Raw genomic sequence first — 23209 nt, 5'->3', positions numbered from 1 at the left:
GATGGAGGTGCGGGCGGTCCTCGCGCTCCTCGAACCGGTGTTCCGCGAGATGCTGCACGCCGACGAGCTGCGCTCGACCCGCTTCCACCTCACCCCGGCTGACGACCCGTGGGGGGCACGCCCTCCAGCCGGACGACCTGGTCGAGACGAACAACGCGGTCGTGTGGTGGCGGATCGCCGGAGAGCGTGGAGTGTCCGGGGGGGCTCTGGCTCGACGACGGGCCCGAGATGATGGCCCGCTTGGTGCAGAGTGCCCTGCAGGAGTTCATCGCCGAGAGCCGCTTCGGCTGGGGACAGTTCCGCGGGCCGCACGACCTCCCCTGACTGCTCGCCCGCCGGTCCTCCGCACCGGCCTGGAGGCCCGATCCGCGCCCCTCCGCACCGGCCCGGTCCGGCGTCCGGTCGCGTCGGTCAGCGCACCGCGAGCAGCGCGCCGTGCGGGCGGGGGCCCGGCGTCGCCACTGTCCGGGTGTGGACCTCGAGCACCGTGAAACCGGCGGCGCGGACCGCGTCGGCCAGTGCGTCGGGCGGCAGCGGTACGCGGTCGTCACCGCGTGGTCGAACGGCGCTGCGCGATCGCCGGTGAAGAAGCCGACGAGCAGCCCGCCGCCCGGGCGGAGGACCCGCGCCGCCTCCGCCAACGGCCGACCGATGCCCGCCGGGCCGTGGTGGATGAGCGAGTACCAGGCGAGCACGCCGGCGAAGTGCCCGTCCTCGGCCGGCACGTCGTCGACGCTGCCCAGGTGGAACCGAGCGGACGGATGGGTCCGCCGCGCGTGCTCGACGAACGCCGGCACCTGGTCCAGTCCGACGACGTCGAGCCCCCGGTCGGCGAGGTGGCCACTCCAGTGGCCGGGACCGCACCCGGCGTCGAGCACGGGGCCGCCGAGCCCCGCCGCCCACGTCGTGACGAGGTGGACGTCGGCAGCGTGCATCGACACCATGGACCCGAGCTGCTCGGTGTACTCGGCTGCGCGCCGTCCGTACGCGTCCCGGACGGCGCCGCTGTCGGCCCCCGAGCCGGTGGACATGCTCAGTCGCGCCGCTGCATCGCCGACAGGCGCTCGTTGTACGCGTCGAGCTCGGCGTCGCCGTCCCGCTCCGCCTGGCGGTCCTTCCGCTTGGCGGTGCGCTCGTCCGACCGCACCCAGTTGCGCACGACGATGAGCACGACGAACACCATCGGCAGCTCGGAGGCGCCCCACGCGATGCCGCCGCCGGTGTGCTGGTCGTCGAGCAGTGCCGCGTCGTTCGTCTGTCCGAGGGCGTGGAACCAGTCGATCGCGTACACCGACTGCGACGTCATCACCGCGACGCCGAAGAACGCGTGGAAGGCCAGGGTCGCGAGCAGGGCGATGATGAGGATCGGGTACTGCGGGCGCTGGGGGCCCGGGTCGATGCCGACGAACACCCAGAAGAACAGGTACCCGCTCAGGACGAAGTGCACGATCATCACGATGTGCCACTCGTGGGACTGCATCGCGTACTCGAACGCCGGCGTGAAGTAGAACACGACGAGGGACCCGGCGAAGACCACCCCGGCGACCGCGGGCTTCGCGAGGAACTGCATCCACCGCGAGTGCACGAAGAGCATGAGCCATTCACGGGCACCGCGTGAGCCGTCGTTGCGCACCGGCAGGGTCCGCAGCGCGAGGAGCACCGGACCGCCGAGCACGAGCGGCAGCGGGACGAACATCATGAGCAGCATGTGCTGCACCATGTGCGACGAGAAGTGGATCATGCCGTAGACGGCCGGTCCCCCCGGAGGTCGTCCAGATGAACACGGCGCAGCCGACGAGCCAGGCGATGGTCCGGCCGACCGGCCAGGAGTCACCGCGCTGCTTGAGCTTGCGGACGCTCCACAGGTACCAGCCGGCGCCGACCAGGGCGAGCGCGAGCCACATCCAGTCGATGTGCCAGTGCGACAGGTAGGTCTGCATCGTCTGCTCGGGCGGGTACGGGTACCCGATGAGCCCGGAGCGGGTGTCGGCCCCGGTCTCCGGCGTCTGCGGGATCGGCGGCTGGCTGCGGGCGACGGCGACCGAGACGCCGATCGCGACGGCCATGAACACGATCTCGGCCAGGGCGAAGCGGACGAACAGTCGGCGGTCGGTCGGGGCGCGGAGCAGCCCGGGCACGAGCTTGCGGCGCTGTACGACCCCGGCGATCCCGAGGAGCACGAGGATCGCGGCCTTCGTCGTGATGAGCCAGCCGTAGGGCGTCGTGACGAGGTCGAGCGGCCCGGTCAGCCGGAGCTGCGCGTTGACGATGCCGGAGAACGCCACGGCGGCGAAGGCCCACCCGGCGAGCGTGGAGTACCGCGCGACGACCCGTCCGGTGGCGCCCTTCGTCCGGACACGCAGGAGCACGACGGCGACGAGTCCACCGGCCCAGACGCACACGCCGAGCAGGTGCACGGCGAGCGAGTTGACGGCGTTCGCGTGCTCGAGCGAGCCGGCGGCGTGGCCGGAGAGCGCGAGCGGCAGCAGGGCGAACAGCGCGGCGACCGTGGCGACGGCGAGGGTCGTGGCCCGGGTGGCGAACGCGGCGACGAGCGTGGCGATGAGCACGGCCGCGGCGGAGACGACGAGCGACTGCCCGATCTCGACCTGGAATGCGAAGAGCAGGAAGTTGCGGGCGAAGACGGGGCTCGTCAGCGGGACGCCGAGGGTGTTCGCCCCGGTCAGGACGATCCCGGCGACCGCGGCGAGGAACCAGACCGACCCGGAGACCGCCGCCCACCGAGCGGCCCGGTGCTGCACGGAGGACATCGCCCCGTGGTCGGCCTTCTGCGCGGGCAGCGCGAACGCGGCGACGATGAGCAGACCGACGGTCAGCGCGGCGACCCCGTCGTGCACACCACGGGCGGCGACGAGACCGAACTGCACGACGTCACCCGCGGAGACGAGCTGCTGGTTCGCGGTGAACGCCCCGGTGATCGTCATCCCGAGGAGCGCGCACGCCACGACGAGCGGCAGGGCGATCACGAGGACGGTCGCGACGGTGGACGTGCGGGTGGTGACGGGCGCGGTCTCCGGTGCCGGGCCTCCCGGTCGGGAGGCGGTGTCCGGACGACCTGCGGCGTCGGGGTGGGGCTGGGGTGACGTGACGGCCATACCTGTCTCGGGTCGGTTCCGTCCGCGGTCCGCGGACCCTCCATCGTAGGCGCGCGGGTCTGGACGCGCGAGGGCAGGATGCTGCGCGGCGTCCCGGGCCACCCCCCGTACGCTCGGGCGGGTGACGACGACGACAGAGTTCGACGACCAGGACCGGTTCGACCACGTGCTCGGCGCGGTCGCCGCCGTGCTGGACCCGTCGCTCGACGTCCTCGACGCCATGACCCGGGCGGTGGACGCATGCGTGCGGTGGACCGGGTCCGCCGAGGCGGGGATCGTCCTGGCCGACCGGTCCGGCGTCCTGCACGTGATCGCCTCGACGAGCGAGCGGGGCATCGACGCCGAGGAAGCCCAGCTCGGCACGAACGAGGGGTCCTGTCTGGACTGCTACCGGACCGGCGGGACGATCGACGTCCCGGACGTCTCCACGAAGGCCGCGGAATGGCCGACCTTCGTCCAGACCATGAGCGACCGCGGACTGATCGGCACCTTCGCCGAGCCCATCCGGCTGCGGACCGCGACCATCGGATGCCTGTGCGTCTTCGCGGACCACGACCGGGGACACGACGACCAGGACGTCGTGATGATCCAGTTGCTCGCCGACGCGGCCTCCGCGGCTCTGGCACGCCACCGCGCGCAGGGGACGCAACGGACGCTCGACGAGCAGATCGCGGACGCCCTGGAGGCCCGGGTGCTGCTCGAACAGGCCAAGGGCGCGTTGGCGTACCGGCGGGACGTCCAGATCGACGAGGCCTTCCGGGTCCTCCGGGACGGCGCCGTGCGCACCGGCCGCGGTCTGCGCGACGTCGCCGCGGACGTCATCCAGCACGGGGCCGACCTGCGCGAGCTCGCCTGACGGTCGGCCCCGGTCATCCTCAGATCGAGACGGTCCGCTCGACGACCTGCCGCGCGGTCTCCGCGAGCGGCACCTGGTGGGACCGCGCGTAGGACCGGAGCATCACGAACGCCTGGTCCATGTCGACCTCGTGCGTCTGCGCGAGGAACCCCTTGGCCTGCTCGATGACCACCCGGCTGTCGAGCGCCCGCTGGAGCTGGTCGCGCGCGATGGTGGCCCGCTCGAGTCCGCGCTGCTGCAGGATGCTGATGGTCGCGACGTCCGTCAGCGCCTGGGCGGCGACGATGTCCTCGTCGCCCAGCGCACCCGGCCGCTCGCGGTAGAGGTTCATCGAGCCGAGCGTCTCGTCCCGCAGACGGAGCGGGATGGCGTGCACCGACGCGTACCCGAACCGCTCCGACGCCGCTGCGAACGCTGGCCACCGTCGGCGCAACTCGGCGGTGCTGCCCACGGTGACGACCCGGCCGGTGCGGTAGGCCTCGACGCAGGGACCTTCGCCGGCGTCGAGCTGCATGACGCCGACGAGGTTGCTCCGCTCGCTGGTCGACGCGACCAACTCGAGTTCGTCGGTCCGGGTCGCGAGCATGATGCCGGCCGCGGTGACGTCGAACAGGTCCGCTGCCTTCCCCACCAGCATCTGGAGCAGTTCGATGACGTCGTAGTCGTCGACGAGGGTGTCGGCGAGGGTGACGAACGTGTCGACGAGGCGTTGCTCTCTGCTCTGCGTCATCAGCGGTCTTCTTTCCGTGCGGGGTCGTTTGTGCGTGGGTCTCGGAAGTCGATGCGCCGCTCGATGACGGCTTCGGCTATGGCGCGGAGGGGCTGCCCGTCCGCGAAGGCGCGTGCACGGAGGACCAGCAGCGCGTTCTCCGGAGTGAGGCCCAGCTGGGCGACCACCATGCCGGTCGCCTGGTGCACGTGACGCCCGGACGAATGTGTGACGGAGACGGCAGAGGTGGCGATGCCGCCTTCGAGGTCACGCGTCGTCGTGTACAGGACACGGAGCGCGGCCAGCCCGGCGAGCAGCTTCGCCTCGGAGAGCTCGGCGGGTGCGAGCGGCTGGGTCTCGAGTCGGTACAGCGTCACGGCGCCGATGTCGAAGGTGCCGACGGAGAGCGGGAACGAGAGCAGCCCGGCCCATCCCGTCGCCCGCAGGGCCGCACGGGTGGACGGCCATTCGTCGTCGGTCGTCTCGCTCAGGTCGTAGGCGAGGACGGGAGCCCCACTCCGCAGCGCAGACCAGCCCGGGCCCTCACCGAGGAGCACCTGCTGTTCGTCCGACTCCGCGGCTCGCGGATCAGAGGCGGCGATCACGGCGCTGCCGAAGGGCCGACCGAGCGTGGAGAGCGCGGCGCCGGCCACCGGGAGGACGTCGACGAACGCACCCGCCAGGGCGTCGTCGTCGCCACCCTGGAGGCGACGGGCTGCGTCGGTGAAGGAAGTCATCGTCGGCCCCGGGCGAGGGAGCCCGTGGGTGTGGTGGTGGTGGTCATGGGTATCAGCGCTCCTGCGAGAAGTGGCTGCAGCGCGGGGGGCTGGGTGCTGAAGCGGACACCTTCAGCCTAGTCGCGCGGACTCCACCCACTCCGAGGTGCGCGCGGTTAGCGTTTCGGTAGCCCCAGACCCCGGCCGCTCGATCCATCAGATCCATGGCGAACAGCTGGAGCATCCTGTGCGCACATCACGTCGTCCCCCCGTCCGCCGCGCGTCCCGTCCTCCGGCGCGCGAGCCTCCGTCGCACCGGCCGTGCTCGCCTGCGCCGCGTCGCCGTCCGCCTGGTCGGGGCAGTCGTCGGCCGCAGCGGGGCCGTACCGGACCAGGACCGCTGCCCGCGGACGCTGCACGGGCACCGCTGCCAGCTCCGTGAGGGCCACCCCGACTTCCACGCGGTCCACGACGGCTCGATCCGGATGCGCTGGCACGACCGCACCCTGCCCACCGACGACTGGGTCCTCGACGCCTTCGAGTCCTGACGGGGCACGGGCCGACGACTAGGCTTCCAGCGTGCTGCTCTCCGACCGCGACATCGCCGCTCAGCTCGACCAGGGCCGGATCGGCCTCGACCCGTACGACGCCTCGCTCGTGCAGCCGTCGAGCATCGACGTCCGGCTCGACAAGTACTTCCGGCTGTTCGACAACCACAAGTACCCGCACATCGACCCCGCCGAGGACCAGCCCGAGCTCACCCGCCTGGTCGAGACCGACCCGGACGAGGCGTTCGTCCTGCACCCGGGTGAGTTCGTGCTCGGGTCGACGTTCGAGGTGGTCTCGCTGCCGGACGACATCGCCGCACGACTCGAGGGCAAGAGCTCGCTCGGCCGACTGGGCCTCCTGACCCACTCGACGGCGGGCTTCATCGACCCGGGCTTCTCCGGACACGTGACCCTGGAGTTGTCGAACGTCGCGACCCTGCCCATCAAGCTGTGGCCCGGGATGAAGATCGGGCAGCTCTGCTTCTTCCAGCTGTCGAGCCCGGCCGAGAAGCCGTACGGGTCCGCCGAGTACCAGTCGAGGTACCAGGGGCAGCGCGGGCCGACGCCGTCCCGTTCGGCGTTGAACTTCCACCGTGCGGACGTGTCGCGCTCGAACTGATCGAGTCCCTCTGTAGGCGTACGAAATACGGAATACTGTGTATCGTGGCGCCATGCTGCCACGCCATCCTCGTGCGTCACCGATGACGCTCTCCGCCGCCGCGATCATCCGCGAGGCACGGCAGCGCGCCGACCTGACCCAGGTCCAACTCGCCGCCCGCGCCGGTGTCACCCAGAGCGTCATCAGCACGTACGAGAACGGCCGCCGGGAGCCCTCACTGGCAGCCCTGCAGCGGCTCCTGCTCGCCGCCGGGTTCCGGACGGCGATCGACCTGCAGCCCGTGGCCGAACCGGCACCGCTCCGACGACTGGTCGCACGGCACCGGGACGAGCTGTTCGGCGTGCTGCAGCAGCACGGCGCGGTCGGCGTGCGGCAGCTGCTCGACGGCACGGAGCGAGCCCACCCGGACGAGTGGGCAGCAGACGTCGTCCTCGTCGTGGAGCTGGCCCCTGCCGCCGGGATCTTCGCCCTCATGCGGATGCAGGACGAAGCGGAGCAGCTGCTCGGGGTGCGGGTCGAGGTCCTCGCCGCCGATGCCCTGCCCTCCGACGTCCTCGACCGGACGGTCCCGCTGTGACCAGGGCGGTCGAGCGGTCGCTGGAGGACGTCGTCACAGCGTGCGCGCGGATCCAGGAGTACGCCGACGACCCGACGTTGCCCGAGGCGGTCGTCGCGGACGCCGTCCGGATGCGCCTCGTCGACATCGCGTCCTCGGTCCGGGAGTTGCCGCCAGCGATGACCGCGACCGAACCGACGATCCCCTGGGCGCGGCTGGCGGCACTCGGAGAGCAGCTGACGCGCCGACCGTCCGACGCCCCCCGCCTCCGTCCTGCTGAACACCGCCCGCACCGACGTCCCCGCGCTCCGCGACGCCGTCGAGCGGCTCCGCGGTGACTGCCCCTGACCAGGAGCGCCGGACCGTCAGTCCCCGTGCACGATGCACACCGCATCGAGGTCGAGCGATGCCTCGAGGGCCGCGGTGACCCCGGCCTCGCCGTCCGCGCCCAGCGGCGTGACGGTGTCGACCCACCACAGCGGGACGGACATCGCCGGGGCGTCCGGCAGGAGTCGGGTGACCTCGTCCAGGGAGTCGACCCGACGGACCCCGAGCACCGTGATGACCGGGTGCGTCGCGTCGCGGCAGACCTGCGTCATCGGGCCGTCGTCGAGGGCACGGACGCCCCAGGAGTCGTCGTGCAGGAGCAGGGCTTCGGCCACGTCGCGGACCTCGACCGGACCACGACAGAGCAGGGTCACCTCACGCGGCACCCTGCGACCCCTGCCCGCCGTGCTGCATGGCGTGCGCCCCGAGGGCGCCGTCGTCGTGGGCCGGGTCGAGCGGGGCCCCGCCGACGAGCTGCAGGAAGCGGTCCTCGTCGATGCGGTCGAGGAACGACTCGAGTGCGACCCAGCCGTCCTCGAAGCGGACGACGAGCCCCTCGCCGACCTCGCCGGCGAAGGTCTCGGTCGTGGTGCGGACCGGCGGCCATTCGCCGCGGCGGTCGAGGAATCGGGTGGCCTCGGGGCCGACGATCACCGCGAGCGGCTCCGGCTCGCCGTACGAGACCGCGCGGACCAGGTGGTCGGCGTCCCCGCGGCGCTGCATGACGACGCCGAACACCGGCTCGACGTCGCTCGCGACCCGGTGCACAGCGTCCAGCAGACGACCGGCGAGCCCGGGATCCGTCCCGCCCTCGGGCACCGTGAGCACCGCGGACATCGTCTCGACGACGACCCCGTCGGTCAGATGCGCTGTCATCGTCGCGGAGATGCCGTCGCCGACGGCGTAGGAGGTGCTGATGCCCGGCGACTCGTGCTTCGCGTACTGCGTGACGACCCAGCGGTCCCAGGCAGAGGTGAGCGGCTCGGAGGTCCCCCACCGTGTCGGGCAGGTGTCGACGGCAGCGCAGAGCGCTTCGATCGCGGAACCGACGTCCACCGACCGCTCGTCGTGGTGGCGGAGCGTGAGGTCGATGCTGATCTGCCGGACCGAGCCCCGGGCCTCCCGGTGCTCCGGCGACGGGTCGCCGAGCAGTTCCGGTCCGTGCTCGACGAAGTCCTCGATGCCGGCGGCGGGCACGCCGGTGCGACCGTCGCGCAGCTCGCCGTCCGACCCGCGGACTGCCCATGCGGCACCGTGGGTGCCGAGCGCGTGCCGGAGGGCGGGGGTGAGCGCAGCCTCCGGGCCGGTCCGCAGGACGACCGTGCGACCGGAGGCGGACGCACGACGCAGCAGCGAGTCGAAGGACTCGGTCAGCCAGACGACCGGCGCGCTCGAATCCACCACGATGGCCGGTCCGACCACGTCGTCGATGAGGGGGATGCCTGACCATCCGGTTCCTCCTCGGTTCGGTCGTGCTGACACTCGCTTGGTCCCCCCTGGACGGTACACACGGCGTCCGGGGAGTGTCCGTGGAGGACGGCGTCTCACAGCGGAGAGACAGGGCGGCCGGGAGGCGCGGAACACGTCCGCCCCGCGGCTCGCGGGAGCGCTCGGCTGGCATCCAGCGGATCATCCGCTAGGCTGGTGCGGTCCCGTTCGGCGGGATGCGCGAGTGTAGTTCAATGGTAGAACTCCAGCTTCCCAAGCTGGTAGCGCGGGTTCGATTCCCGTCACTCGCTCCGTTTTTCGATCAGAGTCGCTTGTCGTTTCTCAACCCAGATGAGACTTCTCTCGAAGTAGTTGAGACTGCAGCCGTTGAAACGCGCAGCAGGTTGAGCTTGCCGACGCCGAGCAGGACGGCACGACCCATCGCCTGACACAGCTTCGCGCAGCACGCAGACCTCGTTTCGCTCGGAATCCGCCGTCGTCGTCCATCCCGGGGACTCGGAGAGCGCCGAGCGTGACGAGCGAATCTCGGCGGCGGCATCCTCGCCGCCCAGGTCGAGGTGCTCCCGGTTCTTGACGGTCGTCGGCTCGGGCACGGGCTTCGCGCTCGGAAGCGCGCCAGCTACCCAGCTCGCGCCGCTGCCGAAGTCGACGCCGGCGTCGCTGGGCTGCAGGGCGCGGAGATTCAAAGCTTTGTCCCGTCGCCGTCGAGCGACCCGCGCATTGGCGGACCGGAGACGCATCGTATATATGGTCTGGCCATGACGAAGGCCGCAAGCGCGCGCATCCCGCGATAGCGTGATGCTGCCCCAGGAACGGGGGAATCCCACGACCGGAGGCTCGATGACGCTGGTGCCCGCTACCCCCGACCACCTCACGCAACGAGAGCTTGAGCAGGCGCTTTGGGCTGCTGCGAATGCCCTTCGCGGGCCGGTCGACCCAGGCGACTTCAAGGCCTATGTCTTCCCCGTGCTCTTCTACAAGTGGATCAGCGACGTCTACGACTACCGGCACGACCAGGCGGTCGAGGAACTCGGCGATGGCTGGACCCAGGAAATCGAAGAAGAGGACTATCAGACGTTCCTCGTCCCTGACGGGGCTCACTGGGATGACACGTATGGGGTGACGAAGAGGCCGGGCGCGGCGCTCAACAAGGCCCTTGTCAGCACTCAGGAAGCCAATCCCGGCAAGCTCTCCGGCGTGTTCGGCGACGTGAACTGGGCGAACACAGAGCGCATCCCCGAGTCGGCGCTGAGGGCGCTCATGGGCGTGTTTGCTCGCCTCACTCTCGACCCGGCGCACGTGTCCGGCGACATGCTGGGCTCGGCGTACGAGTACCTGCTGCGAGAATTCGCGGAAGCATCCGGGAAAAAGGCTGGTGAATTCTTCACACCTCGACACGTCGTCCATTTACTGGTGAAGATCCTCAACCCGCAGCCAGGAGATTCGATCTGCGACCCCGCATGCGGGTCCGCCGGCATGCTTGTCGAAACGGTCGAAGCCGTGAAGCTCGCAGGTGCCAACCCTGACTCACTCCTGCTGTACGGCCAAGAACAGAACCTCACCACCGCGGGCATCGCCCGCATGAACCTGTACCTCCACGGGCTCGAGGACTTCGAGATCAAGCGTGGCGACACCTTTCGAGAACCGAAGCTCCTCGATGAGACCGGCGAGCTCCGCAAGTTCGATATCGTCATCGCCAACCCGCCGTTCTCCCTCGACAACTGGCCGTCGAGCACCTGGGGGGAAGGACAAGTACAAGCGGGCTCTCGGCGGCATCGTCCCGCCGGCAAAGAGCGGGGACTGGGCATGGATCCAGCACATGCTCGCCACGATGAAAGACGACACCGGCCGGGTCGGCGTTGTCATGCCGCACGGAGCGCTTTTCCGTGGCGGCCGAGAATCCGACATGCGCCGGTGGGTGATCGAGAAAGACCTGCTCGAGGCCGTGATTGGGCTGCCAAACAACCTGTTCTATTCAACATCGATCCCGGTGTCCCTACTGATCTTCCGAGCAAGCAAGACGGTGGAGCGACAAGGGCAGGTTCTATTCATCGACGCGCGGGCACGCTTCAAGCCCGGCAGGAACCAGAACATCCTCGACGACGATGACGTCGACTCCATCACAACGAGCTACGTGACGGGTACCGACGCCGACGGTGCAGGCGGCGTCAACGTCAGCCTAGTCGCGCGCGACGAAATTCAATCGAACGACTATGACCTGAATATTGGCCGCTATATCCAGACGGAGACCAAGGCTGAAGCGAACGTCGACGCGGCGCTGGCAGCGCTGCGCGAAGCGCAGGAGCGTATGAACAGCGCGCGAGCTGCTCTCGACGCGCGGCTAAGAGAAGCGGGCTTCGATGCGTGACGGGTGGCGTGAGGTGACGCTGGGCGAGGTGACTACCCGGCGGAGAGACTTCACCGCCGTCCAGGCCGACGTGTTGTACCGGATCGTCGGTGTGCAGCGCAGCGGGTGGGGTCTCGTCGACCGCGCCCCTGTTCGCGGCGACTCGATGAAATTCGGCAAGCTTCTCGAGCTTCACAGCGATGACCTGGTCTACCGAACCATCACAGCGTTCGAGGCACCGAGTGCGGTGGTGTCGAGTGAGTTTGACGGAGCGTTCGTCACTCCTCAAACCTTCCCGACCTACTCGATCGACCGCTCCCGACTGCTTCCCGAATATATGGCGATTTTGACTACATCGCCGGAGTTCCATGAGGCAATGTCGGTAAGGTGCGTTGGATCTGTGCTGCGACGGAAGACGCTGAGCCAGAACGCCTTCGAGTCAATCCCCTTGAGGCTCCCGTCGCTAGACGAGCAGCGGCGCATCGTGGACCTGATGGCGGCCCTCGGCGACGCTGAGGAAGCGGTTGAGGCGGAGGCTACTGAAGCCGCTTCGCTCCTTGGTGCAATGCTCGATGCCAGTGGGGGGCGAAGCGACGGCCGACGTTGGTTCGCTCGCCTCCGTCGTGTCTGGGGCGTCCTGGGGTAGGGCGGATGTGCGCAGCAACGCCGGAGAGGGCGTGACGCCGGTACTCACGATCGCGAATACGAAGCCGGACGGCAGTATCCGCGGAGAGCCCACGCTCATTCAAGGACTTAGCGCCAAGGTTGCGCGCCTCACCGAAAACTCGCTGATCGCGATCCGTACGAACGGCAACCACGATCGGATCGGCAACATCTACCGCGTACCGGAGAGACATATTGGCGCCACGGTATCCGCCTTCCAGTTCGTCGTCGAGCCCGTCGAGTCCGCCAATTCCGCTCACCTGTACTGGATGATGCGGGCGCCATCATTCCAGGCTGCAATGACAGCCGCGGCGTCCGGCTCCACGGGTCTCGGCAACATAGCGGCAGGGACGCTGCGCAATATGCACGTGCCATGGCCGGAAGATAGTGAAATTCGAGCCGCCCAAGTCGCAACCTTCGACAGACTCGAGAACGTCGCACTGTCCGCCCGTGCCGCTGGCGAGGCGCTCCGCACGCTGCGTCACAACCTGCTGACAGTGCTGCTGTCCGGGGAGCACGAAATTCCGTCTTCGTATGACACTCTGCTGAAGGGGGGATGCCGCGTGAGCGACGGGTACAACGAGAAGAGCACGGTGCAGGATCCGCTCGTGAAGTTGCTGGTGGACGCCGGGTGGACCTATATCCCCGGCAAGGACCTCCCGCGAACCACGTCGCAGGTGTTCGTCGAATCAGACTTACGCGCCGCGATCGAGGAGCTGAACCCGGGGCTCGCGGGGCGCGCGGATGCGGTGCTCGGAGAACTTCGTCGCGCGGCGCTCAGCGCAGCTGACGAGGGCCTCATGGCGGCGAACCAGACGTTTACACGTCTGCTGCGCGGCGGCGGAACCGTATTGATGCCCGACACAAATCATGTCGAGCCGTACGAGGCGATCAGCTTCACCCGCCCGGAACAGAACACGTTCCTCGTCTCTGACGAGGTCACCTACCAGGGGGCTCGGTTCGACATCGTGCTGTTCGTGAACGGCATCCCCATCGTGGTTGGGGAGACGAAGACGCCGGTGTCAACGACGGTGACGTGGAAGGACGGTGCGAAGGACATCCATTCCTCCTACGAGGTGCATCAGCCAGTGTTCTTCACGCCGAACCTGCTGTCGTTCGCCACCGACGGAAAGGACCTTCGGTACGCCGGCGTGCGCACCCCTCTGGACCACTGGAACCGTTGGGGCTCGTCGGAGGTGCCAGCGACCGTCGAGGGGTGGGACCGGGTGAAGATGAGCGTGGCGGGGCTTCTCAACCCGACGGTCATACTCAACCTCATTGAGCACTACGCGGCGTTCGACGTGCAGGACGCAGACGGCGCCGGCCAAACGATCAAGCTTCTACCGCGGTACTTCCAGTACGAGGCAGTGGAGAAGATCGTCGCCAGAGCCACCAGCGAGCAAGGCTCCCGCGCCCTGGTTTACCACACGCAGGGCTCGGGCAAGACGCTCACGATGTCGTGGGTGGCCACGCGGCTGTACTTCGATCCGCGGATGAACAACCCGACGATCGTCGCCGTGGCGGACCGCACTCAGCTGGTCACCCAGACCTTCTCGCAGTTCGCCTCCGCCGGTGTCCCCGAGCCGGTCAAGGCGGCCACGCTCGCTTCGCTGCAGACGGCGCTCAAGCAAGGCCAGCGCGGCATCATCGCCACCACCGTGCACAAGTTCGCTGGCGCGGGCGTGCTCAGCGAGCGTGACAACATCGTCTTGCTCGTCGACGAGGCCCACCGCACCCAGGAGGGTTCGCTGGGTGAGGCGATGCGCGCAGCGCTCCCGAGCGCTCACCGATACGGCTTCACCGGCACTCCGATCGCAGACTTGGACCGGAACACATACCAGCTGTTCGGAGACGAGCGGGACCCGGAATGGGCTCTCGGAACATACGACTCGGACCGTTCCATCGCCGATGGCACCACCGTGCCGATGAGGGTCATTCCTCGGCCGGTAAAGTTCGACATCGCCAAGGATGAGCTCGACGCGGCATTCGATGCGCTTGCCACCGAGGAAGAACTCACCGAGACGCAAAAGGAGTCCAACGCCCGGCGAGTCGCCAATGCTCGGGCGATTTTCCACAACCCGGAACGGATCGCAGCGGTCAGCGCCGACATCGTCGAGCACTTCTACAAGTCGATCGACCCGCTCGGGATGAAGGCACAAATTGTCGTGGCCGATCAGGAGCTCTGCACTCTTTACGACGCAGCTCTCCGTGGCGCGCTGGCCGGCGCCGGACGCGCAGACGAGGTGGCGGTCGTCATCTCGGCGTCGGGCAAGAGCGACTACGAGCAGTACAAGCTCAGTGACGCCGAAGAGGAAGCGCTGCTGGACCGGTTCCGGGACGCGCACGACCCGCTGAAGTTCCTCATCGTCACGGCCAAGCTCGGCACCGGGTTCAACGCCCCGATCGAGGGCGTTCTGTACCTCGACAAGCCGATGAAACTCCACACGCTCTTCCAGACAATCACCCGAACGAACAGGCCGTGGCGGAACCCGGACACAGGCTTCGTTAAGAGCTACGGCACGATCGTCGACTATGTCGGCCTCGGCGACGGATTCGCTCGCGCGATCGCTCCTTCCAACCCCGAACACGCACAGCGCCAGATCGACACCGAGGAGCTACTGCGCACCCTCGAGGGCGCCCTTAAGGAGATTCGCCGCCGCTTCGTGGGCATAACCCGAGACGGATCCATGGACTCGCTGCAGGCGGCGCTCGAGCGGGTGCCGGCCGACACCGAGGACCGCGCAGAGTTCCGTGCAGAGTTCGCTCTCTCGCAGGGACTGTGGGAGACGATCTTCCCGGACGCGGCTCTCGATGACTGGGCTAACGACTACCGCTGGTACGCGCAGGTGTATGCCGCGATCCCGGCTGAGAGCGACGACGATGATCTGCTGTGGGAGCGTCTCGGGCCGAAGACCCGCGAGCTGGTCCACCAGCACATGCGCAACGTCCGAGTCTCCGATCGGAACATCGCTGTCGTGATCGCCGACGCAGAGACGATCCGCAAGATGAGCGAGAGCGGTCAGCTGCCGCCGGTCCCGACCGAGTACGAGGGGAAGTCCGCAAGGGACATCCTCGATTCCCTCACCGCTCGCATCCAGCGCAAGCTCGACGGCGGCGGCGAGGGAGCGCTTCGCTACTCGTCGATTGCCGAGCGCCTGGATCAGCTGCGTCAGCGGGTCATTGCGACGGCGGAGGACTCCATCGAGTTCCTCACCACGCTGTTCGGCGTCGCACAGGACCTCAAGATTACAGAAGTAGAGGCAGATGGCGGGGTCCTGGCAGATCTCCCAGACCCGAACATCGGCATGCTCACGCGCATCTTCGAAGAGCACCGCCCCGAGGGCATGACCGTGCTCGTCTCACAGGTCGTCGCCGAGGTTGATGCCCTCGTCAAGCAGGCCGTGCATCCAAACTGGGCGACGAAGGATGCCTCCAAAAAGGCAATCCGCCGTCAGCTGCGTCAACTGTTCCGGACGTACAAGCTGCCACTCACCGGTGAGCCCTTCGACTCTGCCTGGGGGGTACATCCTGAAGCACTACTGACATCGGCTGAGCGAACGACCTCTCGCCGTTCGTCGGCAAAGCTGCGGACGTTCAATGCCCGTCGACACCTAGACAGAAGCGCAGTGAGAGAGACAGCATCGCCGTCGTCAATGGCGCAATCGTCGCTGCGCGTGCGGGGATCGGCCCCCCGAGACGCGCATCTCGCTCCAGACCCTGCAGCTCCGGTCTCCATCGGGTGGGCCGAACAGGTTTGTCAGCGCATCGGCTACTGGTGCGGGTCCCATGACGCGCTCGGTTCGTGACGTCAGTGGTTTGTTCTACCGTCTTCTCATGCGAAAAATGAAGGCCAGCGGTCGAAGTGTTCTTGGGAAGCCCCGCGGACCAGTACTCGAGGGACAAGCGGTTGGAAGAGGTGCGCGGTGATAGAGCAGGACGATCCGAGCGCCGGACCATGGGCCTCGCGCCTACGGACTATCGCTCACGACGCGCGCCGAGACTTCGCCTCGATTCATCAGTACCTGCAGGTTGTCGGCCCGGAGATAGACAAACGCTTCGAAGAGGTAGTCGGGAACGTCGAAACACGCTTGGACCCGGAACTCCACGACATGGGCGACGTCTACTGGGAGGCCGAAAAAGCCTTCGGAGCCAATCCGCTCGAGATTCATGCCCACACTGGCTTGATGCTCGTGAGCCGCGGCGTAGCTCTATCAGAAATCGTCTTCGCTTCCATTCCGGGGGGCACTCTTCGTCGATGCTGAGCCGCTGGTATATAAGGGCAATCACTCCTGGTCTCGCAAAATGGCGGACCTCTTCTACCGGACTTGCCTCAGCAGGCCGGTGAGCATCGGTGGCGGCGCGATGGCGCCGATCACGCAGCTACGTGATCTCTACGCTCACGGCTACGGACGTCCCCATCGAAAGGAAGAGGCCGAGAAGCTCGCTGCGTCGTTGCACCCACACCTCGGACCGGCCGACCTCAGTCCAGAGGAACACGCTCTCGGGTTCAAAGAAGCGCCGTACGCATTCGGTCGTTACTCCAACTACAGCCCTGCGTCAGGCTTCAGGGACGACGCCTTCGTGCCGGTTGTCGTCGAACTCAGCCCAGTCGCTGCCCGAAGGCTTCTGCTCCTGATCGGAGAGCGCGTCGAAGCCGTGCTGTCGGCGGCGTCGTGGGGCTTGAAGGACCCGTTGAGTGAGAAGACGAGCAAGTTCGTGCGGATATGGGTGCGGGAGCAAGCGGAGCGCGAAGCAGAACAGCAGACCAGGCAGCACCTTGCTGCAGAGAAGGCGCGGAAACGGGAAGCAAAACACGAGGAGCAGGCCGAGAGGCGGCGATCCGACCATCAAAGCGGCCTGCAACGATAGGCCGAAATCGGGCGTGACGAAGTGCTTGGAGGTGGGACGAGTCTCTTGCAGCACGCCGCGAGGAAGCGACTCAGTGCTCGGTCGGGACGTCCGTCTCCATGCCCCCCTGCGATGGTCAGCGCGGGGCGCACGAGCCAACAGCTGGGAGCTTGGGCATTGTCTGCGCCATAGGCCGAGCGTCGTGCGAGACGGCTGATCTCCTGAAGGGCTGTTGGTGGACGCTTACGTAGAGGTAGCCGAGGAAGGGAGGCGCTCCTTGAGGAATCGGAAAAGGGCTTTTCTGAATCCGCTACTCAAGCGCGCTGCGACGGCGAGAAGGATAACCGCGGGGGGCGAAAAACACCCATGGCGCGAAGGCACTGAGATGCGCTATCAGTGCGTTAGACAGCGCGGCGAGGGCAAGCGCGCTCGCGGCGCCCAATGCTGCTGTCCAAACGAAGGTGTAGAGCCACCCGTTCGTCGCGAGACGCTCGCGCATCCGGCCCTTGGTTGTGAGAAAGAGCACGACGGAAATGATGACTGCGAACACGAGGAAGCACAGCCAGGCGATCCAGCTGACTGTGAGCCAGGAGTCTGCTGCTCTCGACGACCCATCGTTGACGCGGGCGATGAGCGCCTCGGCTTCAGCGTCCGTCAAACCTTGACCATGAATAGCTTCATTTGTGACGGATGCCGCGCTTTGCTGAAGGAGAACAGCCACCCCGAAGGCTGTGAAGGAAGCGGCGAGCCCCGAGAGATGCCCGGCGAGTAGCCACTTCAGGGTGCGGCTGGTCAACTGGGCGACAGTATCAACTGTATCGGCTGGCGATGCCGTAGCAGGATTGGTCGCGGGTGTCGGATTCGTCATGTTCCCCCCTTGGTCAGTCTGCATCTTGACATCAGGTCACGGCTTGTCGCTACTCATGCGCCAGCGCGAGTGGCCACGGCTGCCGAGAGTGATCCGCGAGGGGACGTCGCCAAGAACAGGAGCTGAGTGCCAGCGGCTACCGGCGGATGATTCCCGTTCGTCGGGACAATTGGCGCACGCATGACTACGGTTCGCTCTTTGCCGTCAGTCTCGTTCGTCGGTCATCAGCTCGGTGAAGCACCAACAGCAGACCCTTGGAACTATCGGGGCTCGGAGTACCGACGGCCCATCGCGCTTGGGACGATCGGACGATCGTGATCGCGGGTTTGAGTACCCTCGCTGGCCAATCTTGTCCTTGGCGCCGATGTCTCACCCTAGCGGGCGACCGCGATCACGTCACGACGGAACTCTTCCGGATACGCCTTCACCGTGCGCACATCGTTCCAGCAGGAGGACATGCCCCTACCTCTCAGGAGTCAACCGAACCTGCAGCAGTCCCGCGACGGCCAGGCGCCTATAACCTCAGCCTCATCGCGCTGAGTCAGTGAAAGCGATTGTCATGTCGAGTACGGCGTAAGACGCGCGGCGCTTCGCGAGGCGGTCGACATACTCCCAGCCAACATCGGCGGCACCCGAAGCGGCAGCGCCGACAAGACCCGAAGGGTCTTGAGTGATCGCGGTCCCGATCGCCGCCCCGATTCCCCCCGATAGCGAAATTTTTCGAACCACGGACTGCTGCGGACATGACGGCGGAGGTGGAAGTTGCCTTCTTCACGGCAAAGAGCTTCGATTGCAGCACATCTGCTAGCACGCCGCCTGCTTCTTTGCGGCCCTCAGGAGTGTCCGGTATCTCGCCGACGACAGCTAGGCCCGCTTGAAGCGCTGCTCGCCAGCTTTCAAATGCATCGTCGCTTCGGAGGTTGCGAAGTAGATCTGGTTGCTCAACCAGTCGTGGGAGGTCGAAATCCCCCCAAGCGCCGAAGGATGCTGACCCGCCCATCCTCAACACGACGACCTCCGATTGCCCGCCTCATTGCGATCTCACTCACCACATCGAGTGCGGTGAACTGCCCCTTTTGTTCCGCCGCAAGGACCAGAGAGGCACCGAGATGAAGCGATACCGCACGATTGAGCCCAAACATCTCGTCGGCCGATACCTCCTGCGGCCAGTTCCAGCCGGCCTCGCTCCAATCGCTCATCGTCATATCGTCGATAAGCCTAAGTCGATGATTCGTCCGTTCATCACCGACGCCGTCGAACATCGACGCAAGCTCGTCACCCTCGTGCCCTCTAACGAATTCAACGGCGCCCGACTCGATAAAGGGGCGAAGGACGGCAAGCCATTCAAGCTGTCGCCTCAAGTCATTCCGAGCCGCTCCATCCATCGGTCGCCCACGCGACCAGGAAGCATGGAGGTCGCCGGACGGAACGACGACGGCAGGCGCATACAAAAGTAGCTCGAGGACCGTCTGCGCTCGGCTACCGATCGAGCCGCCGGTCAAGGGGACGATTGGCCGAAATTCGCCCGGCGAAAGAACGCGCAGTTCAGCTTCGAGGCAGTCACCATCCGGATCCGGCCACTGACGGCTGAATTCGAGAAGGTGTTCCTCCGGCCACTCCGCCGCACGGAGCGCTCCAGTCAGATTCAACTCTCCGTCGAGCCATACATCAAGGAAGTCGTAGATGTTCGTTACGGCGGACTGCACGCCTTGAGGATAGCGTCACGCTCGTGAGAGCGTGCTCTTTCGCCTGCATGCCACTGCCGCCCAACAGTGATCGGTTCTGATCTAGTGTTCCGCGAGCAGCCGTTGTGGTGTCGACCCAGGGGCATCAAACTCTACGTGTGAGTCAACAGCATCCGAAAGGCCCCGTGGTGGCCGCCGTCGTCAGCAGCTTGTCACCCGGTGACACAGGCAAGCCTTTCACCGCCGTCAGTCGGGCAAGCGCGATGGTGTCGCATGATTGGCAGATGCTAGGCGCCCAGTACGAGTGGGCAGAGATTCATGGTGTGACAAGAGGTTTGCCACACGGCTACTTCGCGGACCTCCTGGGACGCGCTGCAGCCGCGGGTGAGCAACTTGGACTTGCTTTCGCTGCACTCCGTGATGGAGAGGTATGGCGAGACGCCCGGGTTGATGACGCCAGCGAAAGTCGCCGTTCCATGGCTGGCCGCGCCATGGCGGAGGCGTCAGGACTATGGGCCGTGAGTGCGGGACACGCTGCAGTCAACGTCGTCGCTCGAGTCGTCCGGATCCACAGCGGCGCTGCGGGGCTCGATAAGAAACTCCGGTGGACGGGCCTGCCGGTGCCGTTCGACGCGGGGCGCACTGCCAACCTTTCCCTCAACGTCGAAACCGTGAAGCACCTTAAGCAGGCCGCACTTCGAACCGGCGAGTCCGCATTAGTAGACCTCGTTGTGCCGCTGGAGGGCTTAACGTCGAACTCGGCGTGGACTGCGCTATTGGCCCGACGAGACGCGGGATACCACCGCCTGCGTCCTCAGAGTGTCCAGGGGGGGTGTGCCATCTGCGAATCCATGGGCAGCAGACCAAACAGTCGGCGCGCTGACCCTAAGCGCTTCGACGTTCTCTACCTACCTACCGCCCTTGCTCGAGGATGTTGTGGATGAAACGGCAGCGGGCTTTGAGGCGCTCGTCTCCGCGATGCGCATCATACTCGAACGCTTACCTGAGGCGCTGCGCGCTGCCGGGGTTCCGATCTGGCGAACACCCTGAGGTTCCGCGCGTGGCTGCCAGCGCTGGGAGGTACTCGCCTTGCGCTCCATGCTTAACCCCGCCGTCTCGGAGTTCGATTGCTCCCCCCCACTACGCAAGACTGGCCGGAGCGCTGCTGTAGCAAGCCTGTAAAGCCGTTACCGCTTACGTAACCTCTTCGTTACATAGCTTCAGGCTTCGGTATGTCGCTCCGGTCCTTGGCCGTCCTGGGAGTCGATGGTGAGGCGGACAGTCAGTGGTGTCGGCGGACACTGTTGAGTTCGGCGCACCGGTGCTGGCTCGGCGGCCAACGGTGCGCGTCGCCCTCACCGTTCAGGTCATGATTTCGAGCATCGCTGCGGTCCTGCTGTGCGCCGCTTTGTCTGGGTGACTTACAAAATGACTGGTGGGTCTTGAGGCGTTGAGAAGGTTCCGCCGGTCAGCGGCGCCGACTTTCTCACCGATGGCTCTTGTGGGTGCCGTTCAACGCAGCGCGGACCGCATGCAGATTCACATATGCGGTGTACAACCGGGGCACGGCGATCAGGAAGAGGAGCAACACATAGGAGGCGAAGCCGGTTGCTAGGGCAGCGAAGATTCCGTGAATCGCGCCGGACTTTGGATCTGCGGCAAAGTTCATGCCGAGGACGAGCATCAGCGCGGCCGCCGCAGAGAACAGAGACGCGACGAGAAGGTGCGCGGCGGACTCGTCGAGGGCGTCCCGATCGATCTGCTCAGTCTGTCCGTAGAGGTCCATTCGATCGGTGAGCTTCAATCGCATCGAGGAGATCTGCCCCCACGCGGCGAGGAAGCTGCCCGCGAGCAGCGCTACACCGCTCAGGAGCGCCCCAGGAGCAGCGAGTTGCGCGCCAGGGATCAGCAGCATAGCCACGAGAGCGGCGACTGGGCCGATGATCAGAGTGGCACGGGTGGCGCGGTCCGGGGTTGGGGTTTCGCTGCGGTAATCACTGAGTGCCTTCCAGTGCCCACGGAACAGCTCGATCGGCACGAGTCGAGAGGCCACGGTGTAAATCCTCCGTTCGATCAGCGGGTCATTCAGGGAGGGTGACGGCGATCTTCAGCGCCTTCGCGATGCGGTTCACCACCGGGGCAGCCTCGGAGATCAGACGGTACCCCTTCGGGCGGACCGGCCCGAGCGGGTAGATGAAGAGCTTGTCGACAGTCTCGGCGGTGATGGTCTGCCGCTTGCCCCTCTCAACGATCGAGATCTCCGCGTCGTCGTACTCTATGTCGCCACTCCTGACAGCCGGATCGACGAGCTCGATGACGTCGGCGGCAGCAGCTTTCCGGCGCTCGAGCTCGGTCGTGGACCCCCGTCGTTCTGCCATCGCGAGAATCGCGCCGAACACCCGCTCGACGGGCGTCTTCTTCAACCCCCACTGCACCAGTTCCAGGTCGTAACTGCTGCGCGTGCCGGTGGCGCTGACACCTCGGCGGCGCAAGCGGAACGACGGGTCGGCTGATTCACCAAGGATCCCGTCTAACCGAGCGCCGTCGATTTGCGGGGTGAGATGCCAGTTGAGGAACGGGCCGACGACCTTCCGGTTGTCCTCGTTGATTGTGACAGCGGCGTGCTGAGCACGGCGTGTCAGCCACTTGATCAGCAGCTCCCCGACATAGGTCTGCCCACGGACTTCGGACAGCATGATTGCCGCTGGCCCGGACGTCGGGAACAGCAGGACCACTTGCATCCCTCGTACCGCTGCTTTCCGTTCGATCGGCTCATGCGTGCCGTCGCGGCTCACCAGTGCATCGTGATCCTGCTCACGGCCGGTCTCGATCGTCACGCGGATCCGGCGATCCTCCACGTCGACGTTCGTGACCTCGAAGTACGGCACCCCCCTCAGCCTCGTCTAAGCGCGCCTGCCTCTCCGCCTCGGTGACCTCGTCGACGTAGAACGTCGGGTTACCTAGCTGCGTGCGATCGTCCTGCAGTGCAAGCAACTCGACCTTGAACTGATCGAACGCATCGACAGCGCCGCCAGCGGCACTTACGTCCTCTAACGGCATCGCGCCGTTGTCTCCGCGGGCACGACCGAGGCGCGGCTCGAGCGTGTGTATTCGGTAGCCATACGTCGTCATCGAAGGCAATGCCAATCTGTGAGGTTCCGACAGGAAACCTACGGCACAACACCGCTGACGCCGGCATTCAACGTCGTGGCGTCCTCAGTGGAATCCTCCACCATCAGGAGGGCCGCGCTAGGGAGTCGTCTCAGATGACGGTCGTTCACCGACCGACGGCGATCCGTCGGCCGGCCGAGCGTCGTGCCGTCCCGAATAGCTTGTCCGATCCGGATCTCACGGACCTGCCTCAACCGGACGCGTTGGGCGTCGAACAGACGGCGTCAGTTCGGAAGGTTGTGTCGGAGGTCGTAACCGGTGTCGGCGAGGAATTGCAGCCGGTCGCGAACCTCTTGCAACGATGCTGCGTCGTCGTCGTTGCGGAAGTCGGCGCGGAGGAGCGTGTTGGCGGTGATGATGTCGTCGGTGCGGTCCGTGTAGTCGGCGGCTGCTGCGGTCAGGAAGATCGTTGGGTCGGCGAGCCGGATGAGTTCGGTGCCGGCGAAGCCGATCGTGTCGGGTTCGAACCCGAGCGCGGCCATGTCGACCTGCTGCTCGGTGAACGCGACGAGCCGGTAGGGCATCTCGCGCCTGCTGATGCGGGGTAGCCGGGGCGGTCGGAGATGGCACGGCCGGAGATCCGGCACCCGACGCTGATGAGTCGTTCCGCCTGCTGGATGAGCGGCAGGTCGGACGTCCACCGAGTGCGGACGCCGCCTGGTCCTGGGTAGCAGGCGATAGCGCAGTCGACGAGGCCGCCCACCTGTCGCGACTCCCATCCGATGTCGGTG

At 66.6% G+C, this 23209-nt stretch carries 21 protein-coding genes, 1 tRNA gene and 2 pseudogenes; 12 read left to right on the top strand and 12 right to left on the bottom strand.

The annotated features are described in order from the left end of the window. Window positions 1-89 precede the first annotated feature (89 nt). Window positions 90-1031, bottom strand: coding sequence for a class I SAM-dependent methyltransferase (locus DEJ15_RS04320; protein ID WP_349814805.1), 942 nt, complete (start codon window positions 1029-1031; stop codon window positions 90-92). A 2-nt stretch (window positions 1032-1033) separates the two neighbouring features. Continuing rightward, window positions 1034-2945, bottom strand: a pseudogene (locus DEJ15_RS04315) (bifunctional copper resistance protein CopD/cytochrome c oxidase assembly protein). A 292-nt stretch (window positions 2946-3237) separates the two neighbouring features. Between DEJ15_RS04315 and DEJ15_RS04310 the strand changes: the two are divergent. Beyond that, window positions 3238-3972, top strand: coding sequence for a GAF and ANTAR domain-containing protein (locus tag DEJ15_RS04310; RefSeq protein ID WP_181419439.1), 735 nt, complete (start codon window positions 3238-3240; stop codon window positions 3970-3972). 19 nt (window positions 3973-3991) lie between these two features. On the opposite strand, the gene DEJ15_RS04305 is transcribed toward DEJ15_RS04310, so the two are convergent. Both DEJ15_RS04305 and DEJ15_RS04300 read right to left on the bottom strand, forming a co-directional pair. Beyond that, complete coding sequence (locus DEJ15_RS04305; protein ID WP_110823264.1) at window positions 3992-4702, bottom strand: GAF and ANTAR domain-containing protein; 711 nt, start codon at window positions 4700-4702, stop codon at window positions 3992-3994. Next, a complete protein-coding gene (locus DEJ15_RS04300; protein WP_181419440.1) occupies window positions 4702-5418 on the bottom strand; it encodes a GAF and ANTAR domain-containing protein in 717 nt (238 codons plus the stop codon). Before DEJ15_RS04300 ends, DEJ15_RS04305 begins: the two co-directional genes overlap by 1 nt. 203 nt (window positions 5419-5621) lie before the next feature. Here DEJ15_RS04300 and DEJ15_RS04295 point away from each other — a divergent pair, with 203 nt between their 5' ends. Genes DEJ15_RS04295 through DEJ15_RS04280 form a run of 4 tightly spaced genes read left to right on the top strand, consistent with a single transcriptional unit; the run spans window position 5622 to window position 7458 of the window. After that, window positions 5622-5945: a hypothetical protein gene (locus DEJ15_RS04295; RefSeq protein ID WP_284175679.1), complete on the top strand. Its 324-nt coding sequence runs from the start codon at window positions 5622-5624 to the stop codon at window positions 5943-5945. Between the two features lie 31 nt (window positions 5946-5976). Next, the gene (dcd, locus tag DEJ15_RS04290; protein WP_110823258.1) at window positions 5977-6564 is read left to right on the top strand and encodes a dCTP deaminase; all 588 of its coding nucleotides are present in this window, start codon (window positions 5977-5979) and stop codon (window positions 6562-6564) included. A gap of 52 nt (window positions 6565-6616) precedes the next feature. Further along, window positions 6617-7141, top strand: a complete 525-nt coding sequence (locus tag DEJ15_RS04285) for a helix-turn-helix domain-containing protein (protein WP_110823256.1) — start codon at window positions 6617-6619, stop codon at window positions 7139-7141. Next, window positions 7138-7458, top strand: a complete 321-nt coding sequence (locus tag DEJ15_RS04280) for a ribonuclease HepT family protein (protein WP_284175678.1) — start codon at window positions 7138-7140, stop codon at window positions 7456-7458. The genes DEJ15_RS04285 and DEJ15_RS04280 overlap by 4 nt, the downstream gene beginning before the upstream one ends. Window positions 7459-7485: 27 nt before the next feature. On the opposite strand, the gene DEJ15_RS04275 is transcribed toward DEJ15_RS04280, so the two are convergent. Both DEJ15_RS04275 and DEJ15_RS04270 read right to left on the bottom strand, forming a co-directional pair. Beyond that, window positions 7486-7833: a hypothetical protein gene (locus DEJ15_RS04275; RefSeq protein WP_110823252.1), complete on the bottom strand. Its 348-nt coding sequence runs from the start codon at window positions 7831-7833 to the stop codon at window positions 7486-7488. Next, window positions 7823-8929, bottom strand: a complete 1107-nt coding sequence (locus DEJ15_RS04270) for a DUF6177 family protein (protein WP_284175677.1) — start codon at window positions 8927-8929, stop codon at window positions 7823-7825. The genes DEJ15_RS04275 and DEJ15_RS04270 overlap by 11 nt, the downstream gene beginning before the upstream one ends. Before the next feature lie 186 nt (window positions 8930-9115). On the opposite strand from DEJ15_RS04270, the gene DEJ15_RS04265 reads away from it, so the two are divergent. Continuing rightward, window positions 9116-9186, top strand: a tRNA-Gly gene (locus tag DEJ15_RS04265). Here DEJ15_RS04265 and DEJ15_RS04260 read toward each other — a convergent pair. Next, the gene (locus DEJ15_RS04260; RefSeq protein ID WP_284175676.1) at window positions 9178-9582 is read right to left on the bottom strand and encodes a VOC family protein; all 405 of its coding nucleotides are present in this window, start codon (window positions 9580-9582) and stop codon (window positions 9178-9180) included. The two genes, DEJ15_RS04265 and DEJ15_RS04260, sit on opposite strands and share 9 nt — an antisense overlap. A gap of 112 nt (window positions 9583-9694) precedes the next feature. Here DEJ15_RS04260 and DEJ15_RS04255 point away from each other — a divergent pair. From DEJ15_RS04255 to DEJ15_RS04230, 6 genes and pseudogenes are all read left to right on the top strand, one after another. Further along, window positions 9695-10573 (top strand): annotated as a pseudogene (locus DEJ15_RS04255) (class I SAM-dependent DNA methyltransferase); the annotation flags it as partial. Continuing rightward, window positions 10554-11264 (top strand): N-6 DNA methylase, encoded by a 711-nt coding sequence (locus tag DEJ15_RS04250; protein ID WP_284176290.1) that lies wholly within the window; start codon window positions 10554-10556, stop codon window positions 11262-11264. The pseudogene DEJ15_RS04255 and the gene DEJ15_RS04250, both read left to right, overlap by 20 nt. Continuing rightward, window positions 11257-11889: a restriction endonuclease subunit S domain-containing protein gene (locus DEJ15_RS04245; RefSeq protein WP_284175675.1), complete on the top strand. Its 633-nt coding sequence runs from the start codon at window positions 11257-11259 to the stop codon at window positions 11887-11889. The genes DEJ15_RS04250 and DEJ15_RS04245 overlap by 8 nt, the downstream gene beginning before the upstream one ends. Before the next feature lie 7 nt (window positions 11890-11896). Then, complete coding sequence (locus DEJ15_RS04240; protein ID WP_284175674.1) at window positions 11897-15712, top strand: HsdR family type I site-specific deoxyribonuclease; 3816 nt, start codon at window positions 11897-11899, stop codon at window positions 15710-15712. A gap of 117 nt (window positions 15713-15829) precedes the next feature. Beyond that, window positions 15830-16168 carry a hypothetical protein gene (locus tag DEJ15_RS04235; protein ID WP_284175673.1) on the top strand — a complete coding sequence of 113 codons (339 nt, stop codon included), beginning with the start codon at window positions 15830-15832 and terminating at the stop codon, window positions 16166-16168. A gap of 40 nt (window positions 16169-16208) precedes the next feature. After that, window positions 16209-16775 carry a hypothetical protein gene (locus DEJ15_RS04230; protein WP_284175672.1) on the top strand — a complete coding sequence of 189 codons (567 nt, stop codon included), beginning with the start codon at window positions 16209-16211 and terminating at the stop codon, window positions 16773-16775. A gap of 289 nt (window positions 16776-17064) precedes the next feature. Here DEJ15_RS04230 and DEJ15_RS04225 read toward each other — a convergent pair whose 3' ends face one another. The 5 genes from DEJ15_RS04225 to DEJ15_RS04205 form a co-directional block, all read right to left on the bottom strand. After that, entirely contained in the window at window positions 17065-17622 is a 558-nt protein-coding gene (locus DEJ15_RS04225) for a hypothetical protein (protein ID WP_284175671.1), read from the bottom strand. A gap of 941 nt (window positions 17623-18563) precedes the next feature. Next, window positions 18564-19328 carry a hypothetical protein gene (locus DEJ15_RS04220; protein ID WP_284175670.1) on the bottom strand — a complete coding sequence of 255 codons (765 nt, stop codon included), beginning with the start codon at window positions 19326-19328 and terminating at the stop codon, window positions 18564-18566. A gap of 1465 nt (window positions 19329-20793) precedes the next feature. Beyond that, the gene (locus tag DEJ15_RS04215; protein ID WP_146232807.1) at window positions 20794-21360 is read right to left on the bottom strand and encodes a hypothetical protein; all 567 of its coding nucleotides are present in this window, start codon (window positions 21358-21360) and stop codon (window positions 20794-20796) included. Between the two features lie 28 nt (window positions 21361-21388). After that, window positions 21389-22195, bottom strand: a complete 807-nt coding sequence (locus DEJ15_RS04210) for a hypothetical protein (protein ID WP_284175669.1) — start codon at window positions 22193-22195, stop codon at window positions 21389-21391. Between the two features lie 507 nt (window positions 22196-22702). Beyond that, the gene (locus tag DEJ15_RS04205) at window positions 22703-23002 is read right to left on the bottom strand and encodes a hypothetical protein (RefSeq protein ID WP_110823232.1); all 300 of its coding nucleotides are present in this window, start codon (window positions 23000-23002) and stop codon (window positions 22703-22705) included. Window positions 23003-23209 lie beyond the last annotated feature (207 nt).

This window comes from Curtobacterium sp. MCJR17_043 (assembly GCF_003224315.2).
Classification (GTDB): domain Bacteria; phylum Actinomycetota; class Actinomycetes; order Actinomycetales; family Microbacteriaceae; genus Curtobacterium.
The sequence above is the reverse complement of the archived record's forward strand: the minus strand, read 5'-3'. Positions and strand labels throughout refer to the sequence as shown.